The organism is Streptomyces sp. NPDC053474, assembly GCF_044544845.1.
Lineage (GTDB): Bacteria > Actinomycetota > Actinomycetes > Streptomycetales > Streptomycetaceae > Streptomyces.
This window is the reverse complement of the sequence record NZ_JBITXV010000022.1, coordinates 33,955-54,193: the sequence shown is the minus strand read 5'-3', so window position 1 is coordinate 54,193 and position 20,239 is coordinate 33,955. Positions and strand designations below refer to the sequence as shown.

Genomic DNA, 20,239 nt, shown 5'->3' with positions numbered 1-20,239 from the left:
GCCCAGTGCCGCGGAGGGCTCCGGCGAGCGGATCAGGCCGGGCGACACGGGCACAGGCCGCGCGGGCGGCCCGCACACACAGGGAGACACGATGAGCAAGGCCACCGAGACGCACGCGCAGCCGCCCGCTCCGCACGTCGCCGACAGCCACGGCCTGATCCGCGTGCACGGAGCGCGCGAGAACAACCTCAAGGACGTCAGCGTCGAGCTGCCGAAGCGGCGGCTCACGGTGTTCACCGGGGTCTCCGGCTCGGGCAAGAGCTCGCTGGTGTTCGACACGATCGCCGCCGAATCGCAGCGGATGATCAACGAGACCTACAGCGCCTTCGTGCAGGGCTTCATGCCGACCCTGGCCCGGCCCGAGGTCGACGTGCTCGACGGTCTGACCACCGCGATCATCGTCGACCAGCAGCGGTTGGGCTCCGACCCGCGCTCCACGGTCGGCACGGTCACCGACGCCCACGCGATGCTGCGGATCCTCTTCAGCAGACTGGGCAAGCCCCACATCGGCCCGCCCAGCGCATACTCCTTCAACGTCGCCTCGGTGCGGGCGAGCGGCGGCATCACCGTCGACCGCGGCGCCGCGAAGACCAAGACGGTGAAGGCGACCTTCAACCGCACCGGCGGCATGTGCACGCGCTGCGAGGGCCGCGGCTCCGTCTCCGACATCGACCTCACCCAGCTCTACGACGACTCCAAGTCGATCGCGGAGGGCGCGTTCACCATCCCCGGCTGGAAGTCGGACAACGTGTGGACCGTGGGGCTGTACGCCCAGTCGGGCTTCCTGGACCCGGACAAACCGATCCGCAGGTTCACCAAGAAGGAGATGCGGGACTTCCTCTACGGCGAGCCGACGAAGGTCAAGGTCAACGGGGTCAACCTCACCTATGAAGGGCTGATCCCGAAGATCCAGAAGTCGTTCCTGGCCAAGGACAAGGAGTCGATGCAGCCCCACATCCGCGCCTTCGTGGAGCGGGCGGTCACCTTCACCACCTGCCCCGAGTGCGACGGCACCCGGCTGAGCGAGGGGGCCAGATCCTCGAAGATCAAGAAGCTCAGCATCGCCGACGCGTGCGCGATGGAGATCCGTGACCTGGCCACGTGGGTCCGCGGCCTCGACGAGCCGTCCGTGGCGCCGCTGCTCACGGCGCTCCAGCAGTCCCTCGACTCGTTCGTGGAGATCGGTCTCGGCTACTTGGCGCTGGACCGGCCCTCGGGCACGCTCTCGGGCGGCGAGGCGCAGCGCGTCAAGATGGTCCGCCACCTCGGCTCCTCGCTCACCGACACCACGTACGTCTTCGACGAGCCCACCATCGGTCTGCACCCGCACGACATCCAGCGGATGAACCAGCTGCTCCTGCGGCTGCGGGACAAGGGCAACACGGTCCTCGTCGTGGAGCACAAGCCGGAGACCATCGCGATCGCCGACCACGTCGTGGACCTCGGCCCGGGCGCCGGTGCGGAGGGCGGCAGCGTCTGCTTCGAGGGCACCGTCGAGGGCCTGCGCGCCAGCGGGACCGTCACCGGCCGCCATCTGGACGACCGGGCCGCCGTCAAGAAGACGGTGCGCGAGGCCACCGGGGCGCTGAAGATCCGCGGCGCGAACGCGCACAACCTCCGGGACGTCGACGTCGACATTCCGCTCGGGGTGCTCACCGTCGTCACGGGCGTCGCCGGGTCCGGCAAGAGCTCCCTGGTGCACGGCTCGATCCCCGCGGGCGAGGGCGTGGTGTCGGTCGACCAGAGCCCGATCCGGGGCTCGCGGCGCAGCAACCCGGCTACGTACACGGGGCTGCTCGACCCGATCCGCAAGGCGTTCGCCAAGGCCAACGACGTGAAGCCGGGGCTCTTCAGCGCCAACTCCGAGGGCGCCTGCCCGCACTGCAACGGCGCCGGGGTGATCTACACCGACCTGGCGATGATGGCCGGTGTCTCCACGACCTGCGAGGAGTGCGAGGGGAGGCGGTTCGACGCCTCGGTCCTGGAGTACCGCTTCGGCGGCCGCGACATCAGCGAGGTGCTCGCGATGTCGGTGACCGAGGCCGAGGAGTTCTTCGGCGCGGGTGAGGCCCGTACTCCGGCCGCGCACAAGGTCCTTCAGCGGCTCGTCGACGTCGGGCTCGGCTACATCAGCCTCGGCCAGCCGCTGACCACGCTCTCGGGCGGCGAGCGGCAGCGGCTCAAGCTGGCCGCGCACCTGGCCGACAAGGGCGGCGACGGTGTCGTCTGCGTGCTCGACGAGCCGACCGCGGGCCTGCACCTCGCCGACGTCCAGCAGTTGCTCGGCCTCCTTGACCGGCTCGTCGACTCCGGCAGGACCGTCATCGTCGTCGAGCACCACCAGGCGGTCATGGCGCACGCCGACTGGATCATCGACCTCGGCCCCGGCGCCGGGCACGACGGCGGTCAGGTCGTCTTCGAGGGCACGCCCGCCGACCTCGTCGCCGCCCGCTCCACGCTCACCGGTGAGCACCTGGCGGCGTACGTCGGCGCCTGACGTCGGTCAACCGCGCGCGTACGGCGGGGAGTCGAGCGGGGCGTAGGGCGGCACGCACGCCTCGCCCGCCGCCGTCCGCAGGACGTCCCGGAGCATGTCCGGGGTCAGCCTGCCGGTGAACGTGTTGCGCTGGCTGACGTGGAAGCAGCCGTACAGGGTGACCGGGCCCGGTCCGTCCGCGAGCGGTGCGGCGCGCTCCAGGGTGACGCGGGCGCCGTGCGCGAAGCGCGGGCGCGGCCTCGGCACCCGCCAGCCCGCCGCCGCGAACGCGGGCAGGGCCGCCTGCCAGCCGAACGCCCCGAGGACCACCGCCGCCCGCAGCCCCGGCGCGAGCAGCTCCAGCTCCCGCACGAGCCAGGGTCGGCAGGTGTCCCGCTCCCCCGGCGTCGGCTTGTTCTCCGGCGGCGCGCAGTGCACCGGCGAGGTCACGCGGACGCCGCGCAGCGTAAGGCCATCGTCCAGGGACACCGCCAGCGGGCTCGACGCGAGGCCCAGGTCGTACAGCGCGCGGTACAGGACGTCGCCGGAGCGGTCGCCGGTGAACATCCGGCCCGTCCGGTTGCCGCCGTGCGCGGCGGGCGCGAGGCCGATGACGAGCAGCGAGGCGTCCGGCGGCCCGAACCCGGGCACCGGCCGGGCCCAGTACGTCCAGTCCTGGAACGCGGCGCGCTTCACCCGCCCGACCTCCTCGCGCCACGCGACCAGGCGCGGGCAGGCCGCGCACCGCGTGACGCGGGCGTCCAGCTCGGCCAGAGGTTCCATACCGTGCACCGATCGAGGGGGGCGGGCTTCCACGGGTTTCCACGGTAGTCCCGCCGGGGGCCGCCCCGGGCGGATCCCCCGTCAGGCGAGCCCCTCCAGGAACGGGACGATCGCGTCGATGAAGTGCTCGTTCCGGTCGCCCACCACCATGTGTCCGGCGCCCGCCACGTCGACGCGCCGCGCGCGCGGGACCCCGGCGCGGAACTCCTCGGCGATGTCCTCGCGCACCACGTCGCTGACGCCGCCGCGTACGAGCAGGATCGGCACCTCGGCGCGGCGCGCGGCGGCGAGGACGCGCTCCGCCCTGCCGGGCGGGTCCGTCCGGCCCTCGAAGCTGTCGAGGATCCGGGGGTCCCAGTGCCAGACCCAGCGGTCGCCGTGGCGCCGCAGGTTCTTGAGCAGCCCCTCGGGGTCGTCGGGGCGCGGGCGGTGCGGCAGGTGGGCGGCCACCGCCTCGGCCGCCTCCTCGACGCTGGCGAACCCGTCGGGTCGGCCGCGCATGAAGGCGACGATCCGGCGGACCCCCCGGTCGTCGGGCCGGTGGGCGACGTCGACGAGGACCAGCGCGCGCAGCGCAGCCCCGGGCGGCTCTCCGGCGGCGAGCAGCGCGCTCAGGCCGCCGAGCGAGGCGCCGACGACCACCGGCCGCTCGCCGAGCTCGGCGACGAGCGCCCGTACGTCGTCGGCGAACAGGTCGAGGTCGTAGTCGCCGTCGGCCGACCACCCGCTGGTGCCGTGCCCGCGCAGGTCGGGGGCGACGACCCGCCAGCCCAGCGCGGCGAGGCGGGGTCCTGTCCGGTCCCAGGCGTGCCGTGTCTGGCCGCCGCCGTGCAGCAGCAGGAGGGGCGGCGCGGACGCCTCGCCCCACACGTCGGCCGCAAGCCGGATCCCGTCGCGGCCGGTGAACCGCCGGGGCCGCGGCAGGGCACCGGCGGTCATGCCGCGCCCCGGGTCCGCAGCGGCGCGAGGAGCCGGTCGCGGTGGGTGTCCGCGGCGGCCGCGGCGAGCACCACGTCCAGGGCGAACAGGGAGCGCGCGAGGAACCGGTCGTCGTCGATCAGGGCGGCGACCCACTGGTGCAGCGCGCCCACGCACGAGGTGCCGACGGCGGAGGCCAGCGCGTCCGTGTCGACGTCGGCGCGCAGCACGCCCCGCGCCCGGGCGTCCGCCATCGCCCGGCGGAGCTGGACCAGCGGGCTGCGGGCGAACACGAGGCCGCTCGCCTCCCAGGCGCGCACCATGCGCCGCGACACCACCGGGTCGCCCACGAACAGCTCGACGGTCGACCGGACGACCTCTCTCGGGCCGCTGTCCTCCGCCGCCGCCAGGCGGTGCTCCAGTTCGTCCATGAAGCCTTCGGCGAGCGCCTCCCAGATCCTCTCGCGCGGGCCGATCAGGTTGTACACGGTGGCCGGGGCGACCTCCGCCCGCGCGGCGATCCGCTCGGTACTGAGGACCGACTCCGGGCCTTCCCGGAGGAGTTCGCGCGTCGCTTCGAGGATCCGGCCCCGCCGCTGGGCCTTGTGCCGCTCACGCAGTCCCCCGTCGACCGGCCGCATCCGCCCACGCCCCTTCCGGAAGAGAGTCAGAGAGTGGGATAAATTTAGAGAGGCCTCTAAGGACGGTCAAGCGTCGCGTGGGATCACGCCGCTGACCAGGTACGGAGTCGTGGTCCTAGCGACCGCCCCCGGCGGCATGGCGCCGCGAAAAGGGGAACGCGCCCTCCCTTTCCACCGTCCTCTCAGCCATGACCACCACAACCCGCCGGGCGGCGCACCTGACGGCCGCCACCGCCGCCTTCGCCCTGACGCTCACCTGCGGCACCGCCGCGGCCCGGGCGGCGGCCCCCGGCAAGCCCGCGTCCCCGCGGCCGACCGCCACCGCCGGGACCACCGGCAACGCGGCGAGCCTGGCCAGCTATCGCCTCGCCCCGGGGCTCCTCAAGATCACCGGTGGCAGGACGGCGGGCAACCCGTCCCAGGTCCACGGCGTGCTCGGGATGCCCAAGGGCAAGGGGCCCCACCCGGTCGTCGTCGTGCTGCACGGCACCCACCACAACTGCGTGACCACGAAGGACGCGTCCGACGTTGTCACCCACACCCCCGTCAAGACCCACTGGCCGCTGGTCTGTGCCAAGCCCGGCAAGCCGGAGCGCGGCCTCGGGCCGGACTATCTGCGCCAGAACGCGGGCCTGTCGCACGTCGTGCAGGCGCTCACGCGCAAGGGCTTCGTCGCCGTGTCCATCGACGTCGTGTCCCCGGAGGTCTGGTGGGGCGGCGAGACCGACCCCATCAAGGGCTACACCGATCTGGTCAGTGCCCATCTGCGACTCCTGTCCGACCTCAACAAGGGCGTCGACCACGGCCTGAGGCTCCCCGGGGTGAAGGGGCGCATCGACACCTCCCGGGTCGGCCTCGTCGGGCACAGCAGGGGCGGCGGCTACGTCCTGTCCCCCAAGGCGGCCCAGCGCGCCGGGCTCTTCGGTGCCGTGGCCATCGAGCCCGCCGAGAACGCCGAGCCCGCGCCGCACAAGGTGCCCGTCCTCAACATCCGGGGCGCCTGCGACGAGGACGTCGAGCCGCAGGCCGGGCGGGCGACGATGAAGGCCCTCGCGCGGTCCGGCTCGACCCGGGTCGCGGCGGACGTCCTGCTCGCGGGGACCGGCCACCGGATGATCAACACCAACCTCGCCCCCACCGACAAGGGCGGCGGGATCGGCTCCTGCAAGGCTTCCCAGGTCGCGTCCCCGGTCGCCGCCCGCGCCCAGGCCGCGCAGCTCACCGCCGCGTTCCTGGAGCAGGCCCTGCGCAAGGCCCCCTCCTACCGCCTCCCCGCCCTCGACGGGCCCGCGCCCAAGGGCGGCAACCTGCGCAAGGGCGGTCCGGCCCTCACCTTCCGCCCCGCGCGCCAGGAGACGTTCACCGATCCCCGCACCCTGCGCGAGGTGTCCTCGAAGCAGCGGCTGCTGCCTGCCATCCCCAAGAGCCTGAAGATCCACAAGCGTCCCGACGACGGGATCTGACGCACACGGGGCCACGGCGCCCGCTCCCGGGAGACCCCGGGCGGCGCCGCGGCACCGCCCGCTGTCCGCCGTCGCTCGCCCTTCGAACGACCGGAAAGCCGTTCGAGGACAGTTCAGTCGCGCGTCCGCTCAGCCCCTTCACTTGCACCTTTCCGGTACGTCTCCGCCAAGGAAATGCTCAGGCCTGGTGGGTATCACTACCGTATGCATGGTCTTTGACCGGCACTGCCGTGTATCTCCGGAAGGCACCACCATGGCCGCCGCCTCTCCCTCGTCCCTGCGCGTGGACATCGTCTCGGGGTTCGACCCCGCCTTGGTACGCGTACACGGAGATCTGGACATCGCCAGCGCGCCCTCCCTGCGGGCGGCCCTGGCCCCCCTGCTGCACCGCCGCGTGGAGCTCGACCTGACCGACGTCGCCTTCATCGACTCGTCCGGGATCAACGCCCTGGCCGCGCACCACCGGCACTGCCGCGTCGCGGGGGGCCGCATCACCGTGATCGAGGCCTCGAAGCCGGTCCGGCGGGTGCTCCACATCACGGGGGTCGACGAGGTCCTGGTCCAGCGCCGCGATCCGGAGGGCCCCGACGGGGGCCGACGCGAGGACCCGCCCCACACGTCCTGAGGGCACGAGCGGAGCACGTACGGGCCGTCGCCGCCCAGGCCATCGCCGCGCGGCGGCCGCCGGGGTGGCTCCCCGTCAACTCGGCGCGCCCCGAAGGGATCTGACGGTACGACACACAACCATTACCGCACCCCTTCCAACACACTCGAACACGCCCTACCGTAATCCCACACTGCCGACAGGCAGCTGACGTCACTCCACGTTCGCCGGGCCAGAGACTTCCCCTCACCCCCTGGAGCGCCCCATGGATCGACGCGACTTCCTGATCATCAGCGCCCTCACACCGCTCGCCGCCACCTGGGCCACCGAGAGCCACGCGGCCGCCGCGCGGCACACGTTCGGGTTCTCCGCGGACGGCAGCCAGTTCCTGCTCGACGAGCGGCCCTTCCAGATCCGCAGCGGCGAGCTGCACCCGTGCCGCATCCCCGTGCGGTACTGGCGCCACCGCATCCGGATGGCCAAGGCGATGGGCCTCAACACCATCGGCGTGTACCTGATGTGGAACTACCTGGAGGAGCGCCCCGGCGTCTTCGACCTGACCACCGACCGGCGCGACTTCGCCGCGTTCGTCCGACTGTGCCAGGACGAGGGCATGTGGGTGCTCCTTCGCCCGGGGCCCTATGTGTGCGCCGAGTGGGACCTCGGCGGCCTGCCCGCCTGGCTGCTCAAGGACCCCGATGCCAGAATCCGCGTACGGGCGGCGGCCGACCCGCAGTACATGGCGGCGGTCCGCCGCTACATCAACGCGATCGCGCCCGTGGTCAAGCCCCTCCTCGTCGCGAGCGGCGGCCCCGTCCTCATGGTGCAGATCGAGAACGAGTACGGCTCGTTCGGCAACGACGCCACCTACCTCGCCGAGCTCCGCCAGGCGTGGCTGGACGCGGGCGTCCCCGGCCCGTTCTACACCCAGGACGGCCTGGCCCAGGTCAAGGCCAACCGCACCAACGTGCCCGGCGGAGCCATCGGCCTGTCCGACGGGGACGCCGCGGCCATCGCCGAGTGCCGACGGGCCTTCCCCGCGGTTCCCGCGTTCATCGGCGAGTCCTGGGCCGGATGGTTCACGGCGTGGGGCGACAGCGGATTCGGCGGCATCGGCAAGGACAAGTCCCCCATCCTGCACGGCCTCATGCGGTCCAAGCTGTCCTTCAACATCTACATGATTCACGGCGGCACCAGCTTCGGCTACTGGGCCGGAGCCAACTCCGCGGACGACGGCGGCGGTTACACCCCCGACATCACCAGCTACGACTACAGCGCCGCGATCACCGAGCAGGGCCGCCCGACCGCGAGCCACACCGCGTACCGCACCCTCATCGGCAGCTACCTGGACGAACCGCTGCCCCCGCTGCCCGACCCCGTCCCCACCATCGCTCCGAGCCCGGTCACACCGACCGCGTACGCCTCGCTGTGGGACAACCTCCCCCCGGCCCTGCCCCCGGCCCGGACGGTCACCGCACAGCCGATGGAGACCTACGGCCAGAACGCGGGCTTCGTCCTCTACCGTCGCCCGCTGTCCGGCTACGGCGGCGCGACCCTGCACGTGACCGGTGTGCACGACTACGCCACGGTCTTCCTCGACGGCGCCTACCAGGGCGGCTTCAGCCGGGTCGCCCTCTGGCCCGCGTACGCCGAACCGCTGAAGGTCACCACCGGGAGCAGCCTTCCGCTCGGCGACGCCGGGGAGTCCCCGACGCTCGACGTCCTCGTGGAGGGCCTGGGGCGGGTCAACTTCGGCCACTACGTCGACCGCAAGGGCATCACCGGGCAGGTGTCCCTGTCCGGCGCCGGTCCGCTCGACGGCCCGCTCACGCGGTGGCAGACGTACTCCCTGCCCGTCGACGAGAAGTTCGTGGCCGCCCTGCGCCCGGTCATCAGCGACCGCGACAGAAGCGGCCTCTTCTTCCGCGCCAGCCTCACCCTCGACGAGACCGGCGACACCTATCTGGACCTGTCCGCGTGGACCAAGGGCGTGGTCTTCGTCAACGGCCACCACCTCGGGCGCTACTGGTCCATCGGCCCGCAGCAGCGCCTGTACTGCCCCGCGCCCTGGCTGAGGACCGGCCGCAACGAGATCGTCGTCTTCGACCTGCACCGCACGACGCCCGCGCCCATCGGCTTCTCCGGGGTCCTGCAGAGCACGTACGTCCTCATCAACCGGCGCAGCGGCAAGGCCCTCGACGTGCCCGACGAGTCGACCTCCCAGGGCGTCCAGCTGATCCAGTGGCCCCGCCACGGCAAGGCCAACCAGCGGTGGCGGCGCGCCACCCTCTCCCACGGGCTCACCACCTTCGCCAACTCCCTTTCAGGGCAGCACATCGACGTCCACGGCGAGTCCACGAGCTCCGGCGCCCCCGTCATCCAGTGGCCCGCCACGCGCGGCGCCAACCAGCAGTGGCGCCTCACCGACGTCGGCGGCGGCTACGTGAAACTCGTCAACGTCCACAGCGGAAAGGTCCTCGGTGTCGCGTCGGGCTCCACCGCGGACGGAGCGAAGATCGTCCAGCAGGACGACACCGACGACGCCAGTCAGCACTGGCGCCTCGACGAGCTGGAGTGAGGGGCGTCCGCCGTCAGCGGGCGGGAATGCCGGTGGCGGCGAGGATCTCCGCGGCCGAGGCGCTGTTGCCATCCTGCACCGCGAGGGTCATGGCGGCACGGGCGGCCGTCTCGTCGGCGTACCACGGGAGCATCAGGAAGGAGAAGATGTCCTGACGGCCACGGGTGACGAGCATCGTGTGGTCGTCGACCTCGGACCAGTCGATCCGCACCAGGCTGCCGTCGACGGCCATGGAGCGCAGCCGCACGTCCCACGCCCCGGAGTCCAGGCCGATCCGGGCGACCGAACCGAGCCTTTCCGTCAACGCGCGGATCAGACCGGGCAGTTGCACCGCGAGGTTCCGGGACCTGGGCCACCACGCCCCGTCGAAGGTGCCGTCGCGCCGGGGCGTCGTCGCCATTCTGAGCAGGCTCGCGCCGAGCACCCCATGAGGGGTTCCGGTTTCCGCCGGGAGCTCGACCGGACCGGCCGGATCGTCACTCATGGCACACCTCCCAGGAGCGGCGGCCACCGCGGCACACGGTGCTCACACGTGGCCACCGAGCGGCGAGGACACCTCGGTCTTTCCAGCCTACTCCTGGTCAGCGTGCGTCCAGCGGCCGTCGTCCGCCCGGCAAGGCCGTGCGCGCGGTCGTGGTGGAGGCGACCCCAGGAGTAGGCTGACAGGGACTGAGAGCGTTTCCCGACCGCCTTTCCTGCCGGTCGCTCTCTCGGCCATAGCACCGGGCTCGGCAGCTGCGGGTTCGGGGACGGGTCTCACCATGAGGGTGATCACCGCACGACTTCCGCTGCCCCTTCCCTCCGCAGGGTCGCACCGTGAGCGACCGCGCCCAAGGCTTCGGGACGCACGGGCCGCCACCGGGCGGACGCCATGAGCGGCACCGGCACACGCCCGATGGCCGACGGGAGCGTCCAGGTCCGCATCGTCTCCGACGACCCCGAAGCGGCCCGCCTTGTGGCGCGGGTCCTGCGCGAGCGCCTCGTCTGCGACGAACCGCGCAGCTACCCCACCGGCGACGACGGCGAGGGCATCCGCCTCCATCTGACGGTCGACACCCTGCGGCCGCGCCCGGCCCCGTACGCCCCGCACACCTGGCTGAGCGACAGCAGATCGCAGGCACGACGCACCCACGCCGACGAGACAGCCCCCGCCTGAGCTGCCCCTCACCCCCTGCCCCGGCCGCCCTGCCCTGCCCAGGGCACGCACGTCGGCCGACGCGCCCCCATGGCCCCCACCCGCCGCGCACGCCACCTCGACGTCCCCCCAAGGGAGATCACCATGACCGCGCCGCTCGCCGACCCCCGTACCTCCGCCCGGCTCCGCCTGGCCCCCGCCGGTGGTGGTCCCCGCAGCATCGACGGGGTTTGGTGGCCCCACACCGACGACCTGGTCACCGAGCTCCCCCTGCTACTGCGCGCGCTGCCGCGGACCTGGGCGCGGATCGTCCACGTCACCGTGCGCACCGCCACCTGGGCCGCCTTCCCGGGCCGGATGCTCTGCGCGGGCCAGGTGCTCCACCTGCACGGCAACGCCGCCGTCCACGCCCCCGCCACGGCCTGCCTGCTCGCACCCGGCGCCGGACGCTGGGACCTGCTGGTCGTACCGCACCTCACCGACACGGCGGAGGGCCTGCGGTTGATGGCCGCCGCTTTCGTGGAGGAGTGACGATCCGACGGCTGCGCCGTGGCGCGTCAGGCGACCGGGGCGTCCCGGCCCCCGAGCCCCTGGCGCGACGGCAGGGCGTGGCGCAGCACGCGGCCCCACATCGACGCGTACTGGCGCCACAGCGGCCCGGTGACGTACGGAAGTCCGTAGCGGGCGCAGATCTCGCGTACGCGCGGGGCGAGTTCGGCGTAGCGGTTGCTCGGCAGGTCGGGGTAGAGGTGGTGCTCGATCTGGTGGCTGAGGTTGCCGGTGAGGAGGTGCAGGAGCGGGCCGCCCTCGATGTTCGCGGAGCCCTGGATCTGCCGCAGGTACCACTCGCCTCGGGTCTCGCCGTCGAGCCGCTCCTCGGTGAAGGTCTGTACGTCGCCGGGGAAGTGCCCGCAGAAGATGACGGTGTGCGCCCAGATGTTGCGGGTGGTGTTGGCGGTGAGGGTGCCGAGGAGGCAGGGCAGCGCTGAAGGACCGGCCAGGAGCGGGAACAGGACGTAGTCCTTGGCCGCCTGGCGCACTGCCTTGCGCACCAGGCCCGCCGCGTCGCGCAGCAGGGCGCGCACGCTCTTGCGCCCCCGCGTCACGGCGTCGGCCTCCAGGTCGTACAGGGCGATCCCCCACTCGAAGACGGGCGCGAGCAGAGCGGCGTACAGTGGCTGCGCGGCGTGGAACGGGCGCCAGGGCTGGTCCGGGCTCATGCGCAGGATCGTGTACCCGAGGTCGCGGTCGCGGCCGACGACGTTGGTGTACGTGTGGTGCAGGTGGTTGTGGGTGTGCTTCCAGGCCGCGGCGGGGGCGGCGAAGTCCCACTCCCAGGTGGTCGAGTGGATGCCCGGGTCGCCCAGCCAGTCCCACTGGCCGTGCAGGACGTTGTGGCCGAGCTCCATGTTCTCCAGCGTCTTCGCGACCGTGAGCAGCGCGGTGCCCGCGATCCAGGCGGGCGGGAGGAGGGACACGGCGAGCGCGGCCCGGCCGCCCGCCTCGCAGCCGCGCTGCACGGCGATCACCGTACGGATGTAGCGGGCGTCGTCCGCCCCTCGTGCCGCGAGGACCTCGGCGCGGAGCCGGTCGAGTTCGCGGCCCAGCTGTTCGGCGCGGTCGGTGTCCGTGGCCGGAGGCGGGGGCTGAATCGAAGGGACGGCCGTCGTGGGCATGATGTCTCCGTTGGTCGTCGGGCGGGCCGTCGTTCGGATGTCCTCGGCGAACCGGACGGTCACAGGTCGAGGACGACGCGGCCCGCCGCCGTGTTGACGCAGGTCTGTATCAACGCGCCCGGCTCGCCGTGCACTTCACCGGAGCGCAGGTCGCGCACCTGCCCCTCGGCGAGCGGAGCCAGACAGCCGAAGCAGATGCCGCGGCGGCACCCGTACGGCATCGCCACGCCTGCCGCCTCCCCGACGTCGAGGAGGGGCGCTGAGGCCCCCGCGTCCGCTTCCACACCGCTGCGGCCGAACAGGACCGGCGCACCGCCGACAGCGCTCTCCCGGGGCAGGAAGGGCGCGAGCCGGAAGCTCTCCACCCGCAGCCGCTTCCGTACGCCCGCGGCCGTCCAGCTTCTCTCGACCGCCTCCAGCAGCCCGGGAGGACCGCACACCCAGGCGTCCCGTGCGCGCCAGTCCGGACAGAGCGCGGCGAGGCGGTCCGGGCTGAGCCGCCCCTCCTTGCGCGTGTACGTCAGGTGGGTGGTCAGCCACGCCATCCGGGCTTCCAGGGCCGCGAGTTCGGCCAGGAAGAGACATTCCTCCGGCCGTGGCGCGCTGTGCAGGAGCACGGTGTGCGGTACGGGGCCGGGGCTGCGGGCAAGGGTGCGCAGCAGGCCCATGACGGGCGTGATGCCACTGCCTGCCGTCACGAACAGCAATCGGTCGGGCAGCACCCGGGGCAGCACGAACTCGCCCTGTGCCGGTCCCAGGCGGAGCACGGAGCCCGGCCCGGTCCGGTGGACCAGGTGCGAGGACACCCGGCCGCCGGGCCGCGCCGTCACGGTGATGGCGATCGGGTCGGCGGGCGGTGAGGTGATCGAGTACGTACGCCAGTGCCGTACGCCGTCGATCTGGACGCCGACGGGCAAGTACTGCCCGGCCCGGTGCCCCTTCCAGCCCCGGCCCGGACGGATCACCAGGGTGACCGCCGTGGGGCCTTCCCGCAGCACGGCGGTGACCCGGCCGCTCGGGTGCCGCGCCGACCAGAGCGGATCGAGCAGGCCCAGGTAGTCGTCCGGCGAGAGCGGGCTCGTCAGCCAGGACGCGGCCGCCAGGGCGCGGCGCCCGGAACGCCCGTCGGCCCATGCGGCCAGGCGGGCGGCGGCAGCGGGCAGTAAAGACGACGGCGCCGGACGGGGGTTCACGGGCACGGGGGTTTCCCTCCCCTGGGGGTCTGAGCTCCGCTCGGGCCTGTACCGCGGCGGCCGGGCCCGTGCCTCGGCGACCCGCCACCGTCGCCGGGCCGTCAGGGCCGAGCGAAGCACACCCCGCGGCGGACCACACCGCCGCCGGGGCGCTTTGCGCCATCGACCGTGCCGCTCCTGCCAGCGGAGACGCACCGGCGTCCAGGGTGCGGCGCGGCGGCTTCACGCGAGGATGGCCCAATGGCGACGCCGCGAGGCACGGGTCGGTGGGCGCGGGCCGGTCGTGCACCAGGCACAGCCTCAGCAGGGCGAGCAGGAACAGGCCGCAGTGCAGCCCTGGCATTCCCGCCGCCTGGAGGTCCTCGGCAGCGCGCTGCGGCAGCGGGTGGTTGCGCCTGCTTCGTAGCGGCCGCAGGGTGGGGGCCATCGCAGCGAGGTGACCGTGAGGTGCTGGCCGCGATCGTCTTCGTGGTGGCGGGGCCGGGCCGGAGGTCGATGTCGCCGCGGTGATCGCGCACTGCCGGGACCGGCTCGCCGACTTCAAGGTCCTGCCGTACGCGACGGCCCTCACCAAGGCGCTGCCGCGCGACGCCGGAGGGAAACTCCTCAAGAACCGGCTGCGCGACCAGCCACGGTGGGGCGACCTGCTGTGTTGGATGGCGGCCGAAGGCGGTCCCTGCGCGCCGAGGTCCTCACCGCGCGGCTTCGGAGACGTACGTCTCCAGGTAGGCGGTGACCAGACGGCGCGCTTCGTCGATCGTGGCGTCGTCCCCGTCCGGCGAGCGCCGGAACGCGATGTCGAAGAGGCGGGTGCCGACCTCGAAGGCGAGGAGCAGGGCGAGCAGCGGCGTGTCGGCCGACACGAGGCGCCGCTCGACGAGGTGGCGCCAGAGCCTTTCCGCCTGGGCCTCGTCGAAGGCGCGCACCATTTCGTCGAGCGTGGTGTGACGTCCGGCGAACCACAGCTCCTTGCAGCTGCGGTGGCGGCGGAGGTAGTCGAGGATCAGGCCGATCACGATGTCGACGGCCTCGCGCAGTGTGCGCGCCGCGGGTTGAGCCAGGGTGGCGCCGATGAGCCTGTCCAGCTCGGCTAGGTGTCGCTCCAGCAGCTCGGCGTCGACCTGGTACCGGTCGGCGAAGTAGTGGTACATCGAGGCGATCGGGATTCCGGCCCGCTCGCCGGTCGCCTTCAGGGTGGCGGCCTCGTACCCCCGCTCGGCGAGCAGGGCCTCGGCGGCGTCGAGGATGGCCTTCCTGCGTTCGAGCCCGCGGCGCTGGGCCGTCGGGCGGGCCGGGGTCCGGCTTGACGCATTTTCGTCGAACACGATTCGAGATCGTATCAACCTCCGGGCTGAAGCTCCCGCCCGGCACACGTTGACGCGCCCCGAACCCGCCATAAACTCAAAGCCGAATCGAATTCTCCTTTGAGGAGCAAGCGAGCCGGACGGAAGGGAGCAGCCCTTTGGCCCAGAGGGGGCACGTCGTGGCCGAAACGTGCGCGGGGCGGACCGCGATCATCACGGGCGGCAGCCGCTACGTCGAACTCGCTGTCGCCGAGCGGCTGGTCCCCCCAGGGCGCGAAGGTGATCGTCACCGGACGCAAGCCGCGGGCCCTGCCACGGCCGTCACCACGCTCGGCGGCGCCGACCACGCACCCGGTGTCGCCAGACACACCCCTGCAGGACGAGGTGGCCACCAAAGCGCTCCACCTTCGGCAGCGCCGACCTGCTGGCAACAACGAACGCCCTCTCCGCGCCGCCATGGGCCCAGAAGACCTACAAGGCATGGACGTGCGGACACGGCGGGGCGGTCGTCAACGCGGCCTCGCTCAGCGGCATCCGGCCGGAGCCCGGCATCGGGAGGTACGACGCCTGGTCGTCCTCAACTCCGCTGCGGACGAGGCGATCACCGACCTCCCCCACGGCACAGCCGCGTTGAACATCTGGACCTGGGTCGGCCACCTCACCGCCACGGCCCCTTGGGGCGCCTTGCCCGGCACACCCTCGACGACGCGCAGAGCGGCATCGGCGTCGGGCACAACGCACTGCTCCTGGACGGGCCGGAACAGCACCGTCGTTCGGGACCCGTTCCTCCCCCGCACCCCGATGAACCGCGCCGCCGAAGGCCTTCGCCTCCGCGCTGCGCGGCTGACCCCCGCCACCGACGCGGCGTACCGCAGTCCGCCCGCACATGAAGGAGTTCGCCCTTGCTCAGCACCGGATACACGGAGAAGAAGTACGGCGGCGGAGTCACCGTCCTGGTCGGCTCCAGGTCGGGCGCCTACCCCTACGCCAACTCGATCCTCGTCAAGGGCACCGGCGAGACACTGGTCATCGACCCATCGCTGTCGCTCGTCGGAACCGCACCCCCTGCGGATGTGGTCCTCGTGAGCCACGCTCACGAGGACCACATCGCAGCTCTGGGCGACTACAGGGCCCCTGTTCACGTCCACGCGAAGGATCTGGCCGCGCTGCGCTCCCGCGCCGCCATGGTCGAAGGCTACGGCCTCCCCCCGGACGCCGCGGCGCGCACCGACCTGATGCTGCGCGACCGCTTCCATGTCCAAGACCGCACCGCGGCCACGGGTTTCGAGGACGGCACCGTCTTCGACCTCGGCGGTCGCACGGTGACCGTCGTGCACCTGCCCGGCCACACGGCGGGCCACTGCGGCTTCCTGATCGAGCCGGAGGGGTTCCTCTTCGTGGCGGACATCGACCTGACCTCGTTCGGCCCCTTCTACGGAGACGTCGGCAGCAGTCTCGTCGACTTCGAGGCGTCCATGCGCCGCTGCCGGGAGATCGACGCCCGGTGGTACGGCACGGCCCACCAGAAGGGGGTCATCGAGGGCGCCGCCGAGTTCTCGGAGCGCCTCGACGCGTTCGCCGACGTGATGGCGGCACGCGATGAAACCCTCCTGGCGTTCCTCTCGGAACCCCGGACCGTCGATGAGATCGCCCGCCGCCGACTGGTGTACCGCCCGCACGTCGAGGGCCCCCATGTGATGCCGGTGGAGCGCCGGACCGCGGTGCGGCACCTGGACCGCCTGTCCGGCGCGGGGCGGGTCGCCGAGGTCGAACCCGGACGGTTTCGCGCCACGTAGCGGGCACCGTCCCGGTGTCGTGGAGTCGACGACCCTGTTATTCTCGAACTCGATTCGAGTTCTAGTCGTTGAGCTTCACCAGCCAGGTACAGGGAGTCGCGAGTCATGGCCACAACGCAGCACAGTGCCGAGGAGACCTGCGACGTCGTGGTCATCGGCGCGGGAATGTCGGGCCTCATGGCGGCCACGACCCTCGCGGACAAGGCCGACGTCGTGGTGCTTGAGGCAGAGGCCCGACCGGGCGGACGCGTCGAGACGGTCCGGAAGGGCGACTACTGGATCAACGTCGGTACCCAGTTCACCGAGGGGACCGGGCCGTTGATCGACGCTCTCGACCGGCACGGCATCGAGATGGGGTCCCTGGCCGACACGAGCGTGGCGCTCGTACTCAACCGCGCGCTGGTCGACACGTCCGACGTGCTCGCCCTCATGTTCCGCACCCGCATGAGCTTCATGGACCGGGTGGGCATGGCCATGGTCGGTGCCCGCATCCTTGCCGCGGCCCCGTTCCTGAAGTCGGACGGCCGCCTGGCGCGGAAGGTGCGAGCCAGGCTCGACAGGCGTCCCGCATCGGACCTCCTGCGCGGTGTCCGCTCCGAGCTGACCCGGGCCGTGGTCCGGTCCTGGTCGGGGCAGTGGATGGGGTGCGAGCCGGAGGAAACGGCGGCGACCCAGCTCGTGGTGTCGATCGGAATCGCCCTGACGGACCCGGCCAAGGTGCCGAACTTCGCCCTGCCGGTCGGCGGCAATCAGACCTTGACCGACATCCTGGCCACGGACCTCGGCGAACGCCTTCGGCTCGGGTCGACCGTCCGGTCCGTGGAGGAGAGCGGAGACGGGGTCGTCGTGAACTACGTCGTCGCCGGGCGCCCGGCGCGGATGCGCGCGAAACGCGCCATCGTCTCGGTTCCCAGTGACGTCGCCTCGCGGATCCTTCCCGAGCTTCCGCAGACGCACCGCAAGGCGTTCGCCGACATCCGCTACGGCCGGTACGTGATAGTCGGCTTCTTCACCGAAGAGGAGGGCCCTCAGCCGTGGGACGGGCTCCTCGCCGTGTCCACGCCGCAGCTCTCCTTCCAGGCGATGTTCAACCACGCCGCCGCCCTGCGCAAAGACGGCCCGCGGAAGCCGGGTGGTGCGCTGGCGTGCTTCGCCGGTGGCGCCTCGGCCGACGCCCTGTTCGAACTCTCCGACGAAGAGATCGTCGCGCGGTTCTCCAAGGACCTGCTCTCGGTCTACCCCCAGCTCGAAGGGAAGCTCGGGGACGGGATCGTGCGACGCCACCACCGCGTGGTCCCGTTCTGGGCACCCCGGGGTCGCGAGTCGTTGCCGACGCTGCGCGAGCCCGTCGGTCCGATCCACCTGGCTGGCGACTACCAGCTCGACATGCCGTCCCTCGCCGACGCGGCCACGTCGGGCGAGAACGCGGCGAAGGCCGTTCTGTCGAGCCTGGGCCGCTGACTCTGCCGCCTGGGTCTACCCGCCCCACCAGGGCGGGTCCAGGCCGGTGACGGGGACGGAGTTCGAGGCGGTCTGCACCTGCTCGTCGGCCTCACGGCGGCGGCCCACCGGACCGCCCCGCCAAACAACTTCGCGCCCGAGCCGCACGGCTGACCGGACGCCGAGGGGAGGGCCGGTCCGGGCGTCCCGGCGCCTGGCCCGAGTACGGCGCACGCAGAGTGCCCTCCCTCGTCCTCGCCACACCGGCGGGCGCCCTCGTCTCTCCCGGAAGAAGCTGGTGGCTCCTCCCGGTCGCGGCCATCGCCGTCATGCCCATGCACCTGGCCAACCGAGGGCCGCCGCCACTGCCTCCTGCGAAACGGTGTCCCCTTCGATGTACATAGCGGCCAGCAGCGGGTCGGCGGCGCGCCCCGGCCGCCTACGGCCTGCCCAGGCGGCCGCTGTACGCCCACCACTCCCGCGTCGTGAAGCAGTCGGCGTCCGACCCATAGTCCAGGTACGCCGCCTCTAGTCCAGGTACGCCGCCTCCGGTTCACCGCCATCGGCGTGCACGGCCCCGCACACCCTCCGCAGCGCTACGGCCGATAGGCGGCTGAGGCAGGGGAATTGGGGACACGGGCACGACAGCGACCCCGCCGTCTGACCCTGCGCCAAGATCCGGACCATTCACGGCCCAACAGCCGAGCCTTTCGATGGGGTGCTCCCGCCCCGAGGCTTCAACGGCACCCCCGGCAACTCGGGGGCAGGAAGCGACCCCCGTCGTACCCCTTCACCTCACCGAACCGCGTACCCGCCATCCAGTCCACCCGCGCCCGCTCGATGTCAGCATCAGCCCCAAACTGGTCAGCAGCGCATAGAGCGCCCCGCTCGCCGTGGCTGAGGTGCCCACACCAGGGGGACCAGAACCGCTCGCCTTCCTTGACCACCTGCTTCCCGGGGCTTCCGGAGCTCGTAACGCGAGCTTGTAGAGACGTGATGGCCGGGTGTGACTGGTGCGATGATCCGGCCATTCGCGGGGTGTGAGTACGCGCCTGCGCTTCCCTCCCTTTAAGCCTCCCGCCTCACCGTGCACACTGAGGGCCCAGAAGGTCACCCCAGGGACACGTGGCCGAAGGTCCGGGATCCTCCTCGGCCGGTAGAGACATCGCGCGTGGTCCGAGTTCCGCACTTCTCAGGAGCCGTCTTGCCCATACCCAGATACGTCACCGCCGTCTGTGCTGCCGCCGCGGCGACGGTCTTGGCCACCTCCACGTCCGCGGCAGCGGAGACCGGCCCCGCGCAGGACAACTTCCTTCCCGCCCTCGGCCACTCCATCCTCCACCTCGACATCGATCCACCGGGCGCCGACGACTGGAACTGCCGTCCCGGCGCCGCCCACCCGCGTCCGGTCGTCCTGGTCCACGGGACCTACGAGAACCGCTACAACAACTGGGCCCGGATGTCCCCCGAGTTGAAGGCCCAGGGCTACTGCGTCTACGCCCTCGACTACGGCGACACCGACGACGCCGGAGTGGGCCTCGCTCCCACCGTCAAGGGTTACGGAGACATCAAGAAGTCCTCCAAGGAGCTGGCCGCCTTCGTGGACAAGGTGCTCGCTGCCAGCGGCTCCGACCAAGTGGACCTTGTCGGCCACTCCCAGGGCGGGATCCTGGCCCGCTGGTATCTCAAGGCCGACGGAGGCGCGAACCCGGCCGACCCCTCGAAGAACAAGGTCAAGAAGGTCGTCCAGCTCGGCGCGACCAACCACGGCACCACCCTCGGCGGCATCGAGACCCTCGCCGACATGCTCCACGTGCTGGGACTCGGGGAGAAGCCCTTCGGGAAAGCGGGCATCCAGCAGTACGAGAAGTCCGACTTCATCAAGGAGCTCAACGCCGACGGCGACACCGTTCCCGGGGTCGAGTACACCGTGATCGGCACGAAGTACGACGAGATCAGCACCCCCTGGCAGAACACGTTCATGACGGCGGGCCCCGGAGCCACGGTGCAGAACATCACGTTGCAGGAGGGCTGCTTCGTCGACTTCTCCGCCCATCTGAGCATGTCGTACAGCCCGCGCGCGATCGGACTGGTCAAACGGGCCCTTGACCCCTCAGCCCCGGCCGCTCCCTGCGTGCCGAGGGCGCCCGCCTCCTGATTCCGGCCCGAAGGTCCGCCTTGGCCGACCTCGATCGCCAGTCGGCCGCCGGAGCATCAATCGCGGGCGGGGCG

The 20,239-nt window shown here is 72.1% G+C and carries 16 protein-coding genes; 9 read left to right on the top strand and 7 right to left on the bottom strand.

All coding sequences use genetic code 11. The features are described from left to right. Positions 1-91: 91 nt before the first annotated feature. Positions 92-2,497, top strand: a complete 2,406-nt coding sequence (locus ACIG3E_RS36765; protein WP_399624657.1) for an ATP-binding cassette domain-containing protein — start codon at positions 92-94, stop codon at positions 2,495-2,497. Positions 2,498-2,503: 6 nt separating this feature from the next. Here the strand turns inward: ACIG3E_RS36765 and ACIG3E_RS36760 are convergent, their stop codons facing one another. From ACIG3E_RS36760 to ACIG3E_RS36750, 3 genes are all read right to left on the bottom strand, one after another. Further along, the gene (locus tag ACIG3E_RS36760) at positions 2,504-3,259 is read right to left on the bottom strand and encodes a uracil-DNA glycosylase (protein ID WP_399624655.1); all 756 of its coding nucleotides are present in this window, start codon (positions 3,257-3,259) and stop codon (positions 2,504-2,506) included. Positions 3,260-3,340: 81 nt separating this feature from the next. Further along, positions 3,341-4,198: an alpha/beta fold hydrolase gene (locus ACIG3E_RS36755; protein ID WP_399624654.1), complete on the bottom strand. Its 858-nt coding sequence runs from the start codon at positions 4,196-4,198 to the stop codon at positions 3,341-3,343. Then, entirely contained in the window at positions 4,195-4,818 is a 624-nt protein-coding gene (locus ACIG3E_RS36750; protein WP_399624652.1) for a TetR/AcrR family transcriptional regulator, read from the bottom strand. The genes ACIG3E_RS36755 and ACIG3E_RS36750 overlap by 4 nt, the downstream gene beginning before the upstream one ends. A 188-nt stretch (positions 4,819-5,006) precedes the next feature. Between ACIG3E_RS36750 and ACIG3E_RS36745 the strand changes: the two genes are divergently transcribed. The 3 genes from ACIG3E_RS36745 (at position 5,007) to ACIG3E_RS36735 (ending at position 9,463) form a co-directional block, all read left to right on the top strand. Further along, positions 5,007-6,281, top strand: coding sequence for a dienelactone hydrolase family protein (locus tag ACIG3E_RS36745; RefSeq protein ID WP_399624650.1), 1,275 nt, complete (start codon positions 5,007-5,009; stop codon positions 6,279-6,281). Positions 6,282-6,534: 253 nt separating this feature from the next. Next, positions 6,535-6,906, top strand: a complete 372-nt coding sequence (locus ACIG3E_RS36740; RefSeq protein ID WP_399624647.1) for an STAS domain-containing protein — start codon at positions 6,535-6,537, stop codon at positions 6,904-6,906. A 244-nt stretch (positions 6,907-7,150) separates the two neighbouring features. Then, positions 7,151-9,463, top strand: coding sequence for a beta-galactosidase (locus ACIG3E_RS36735; protein WP_399624645.1), 2,313 nt, complete (start codon positions 7,151-7,153; stop codon positions 9,461-9,463). A gap of 13 nt (positions 9,464-9,476) precedes the next feature. Here the strand turns inward: ACIG3E_RS36735 and ACIG3E_RS36730 are convergent, their stop codons facing one another. Then, a complete protein-coding gene (locus tag ACIG3E_RS36730; protein ID WP_399624643.1) occupies positions 9,477-9,947 on the bottom strand; it encodes a DUF5994 family protein in 471 nt (156 codons plus the stop codon). Positions 9,948-10,334: 387 nt separating this feature from the next. Here ACIG3E_RS36730 and ACIG3E_RS36725 point away from each other — a divergent pair, with 387 nt between their 5' ends. Both ACIG3E_RS36725 and ACIG3E_RS36720 read left to right on the top strand, forming a co-directional pair. Beyond that, positions 10,335-10,619, top strand: coding sequence for a hypothetical protein (locus ACIG3E_RS36725; protein WP_399624640.1), 285 nt, complete (start codon positions 10,335-10,337; stop codon positions 10,617-10,619). Between the two features lie 123 nt (positions 10,620-10,742). Next, positions 10,743-11,129, top strand: a complete 387-nt coding sequence (locus ACIG3E_RS36720) for a DUF5994 family protein (protein WP_399624638.1) — start codon at positions 10,743-10,745, stop codon at positions 11,127-11,129. A 26-nt stretch (positions 11,130-11,155) separates the two neighbouring features. Here the strand turns inward: ACIG3E_RS36720 and ACIG3E_RS36715 are convergent, their stop codons facing one another. The 3 genes from ACIG3E_RS36715 to ACIG3E_RS36705 form a co-directional block, all read right to left on the bottom strand. Further along, the gene (locus ACIG3E_RS36715) at positions 11,156-12,274 is read right to left on the bottom strand and encodes a fatty acid desaturase family protein (RefSeq protein ID WP_399624636.1); all 1,119 of its coding nucleotides are present in this window, start codon (positions 12,272-12,274) and stop codon (positions 11,156-11,158) included. Positions 12,275-12,333: 59 nt separating this feature from the next. Further along, entirely contained in the window at positions 12,334-13,377 is a 1,044-nt protein-coding gene (locus tag ACIG3E_RS36710) for a ferredoxin reductase (protein ID WP_399624861.1), read from the bottom strand. 782 nt (positions 13,378-14,159) lie between these two features. Beyond that, entirely contained in the window at positions 14,160-14,792 is a 633-nt protein-coding gene (locus tag ACIG3E_RS36705) for a TetR/AcrR family transcriptional regulator (protein WP_399624634.1), read from the bottom strand. Between the two features lie 881 nt (positions 14,793-15,673). Between ACIG3E_RS36705 and ACIG3E_RS36700 the strand changes: the two genes are divergently transcribed. From ACIG3E_RS36700 to ACIG3E_RS36690, 3 genes are all read left to right on the top strand, one after another. Continuing rightward, the gene (locus tag ACIG3E_RS36700; RefSeq protein ID WP_399624631.1) at positions 15,674-16,567 is read left to right on the top strand and encodes an MBL fold metallo-hydrolase; all 894 of its coding nucleotides are present in this window, start codon (positions 15,674-15,676) and stop codon (positions 16,565-16,567) included. Between the two features lie 105 nt (positions 16,568-16,672). Further along, positions 16,673-18,028, top strand: a complete 1,356-nt coding sequence (locus tag ACIG3E_RS36695; protein WP_399624629.1) for a flavin monoamine oxidase family protein — start codon at positions 16,673-16,675, stop codon at positions 18,026-18,028. A 1,183-nt stretch (positions 18,029-19,211) separates the two neighbouring features. Continuing rightward, entirely contained in the window at positions 19,212-20,165 is a 954-nt protein-coding gene (locus tag ACIG3E_RS36690; RefSeq protein ID WP_399624627.1) for an esterase/lipase family protein, read from the top strand. The last annotated feature ends 74 nt before the right edge of the window (positions 20,166-20,239 follow it).

Bases quoted from the DNA above. Each gene is read 5' to 3' on its own strand.
- ACIG3E_RS36750 (WP_399624652.1), bottom strand. From the start codon at position 4,818: ATGCGGCCGGTCGACGGGGGACTGCGTGAGCGGCACAAGGCCCAGCGG.
- ACIG3E_RS36760 (WP_399624655.1), bottom strand. From the start codon at position 3,259: ATGGAACCTCTGGCCGAGCTGGACGCCCGCGTCACGCGGTGCGCGGCC.
- ACIG3E_RS36725 (WP_399624640.1), top strand. From the start codon at position 10,335: ATGAGCGGCACCGGCACACGCCCGATGGCCGACGGGAGCGTCCAGGTC.
- ACIG3E_RS36755 (WP_399624654.1), bottom strand. From the start codon at position 4,198: ATGACCGCCGGTGCCCTGCCGCGGCCCCGGCGGTTCACCGGCCGCGAC.
- ACIG3E_RS36765 (WP_399624657.1), top strand. From the start codon at position 92: ATGAGCAAGGCCACCGAGACGCACGCGCAGCCGCCCGCTCCGCACGTC.
- ACIG3E_RS36715 (WP_399624636.1), bottom strand. From the start codon at position 12,274: ATGCCCACGACGGCCGTCCCTTCGATTCAGCCCCCGCCTCCGGCCACG.
- ACIG3E_RS36740 (WP_399624647.1), top strand. From the start codon at position 6,535: ATGGCCGCCGCCTCTCCCTCGTCCCTGCGCGTGGACATCGTCTCGGGG.
- ACIG3E_RS36720 (WP_399624638.1), top strand. From the start codon at position 10,743: ATGACCGCGCCGCTCGCCGACCCCCGTACCTCCGCCCGGCTCCGCCTG.
- ACIG3E_RS36730 (WP_399624643.1), bottom strand. From the start codon at position 9,947: ATGAGTGACGATCCGGCCGGTCCGGTCGAGCTCCCGGCGGAAACCGGA.
- ACIG3E_RS36695 (WP_399624629.1), top strand. From the start codon at position 16,673: ATGGCCACAACGCAGCACAGTGCCGAGGAGACCTGCGACGTCGTGGTC.
- ACIG3E_RS36735 (WP_399624645.1), top strand. From the start codon at position 7,151: ATGGATCGACGCGACTTCCTGATCATCAGCGCCCTCACACCGCTCGCC.
- ACIG3E_RS36745 (WP_399624650.1), top strand. From the start codon at position 5,007: ATGACCACCACAACCCGCCGGGCGGCGCACCTGACGGCCGCCACCGCC.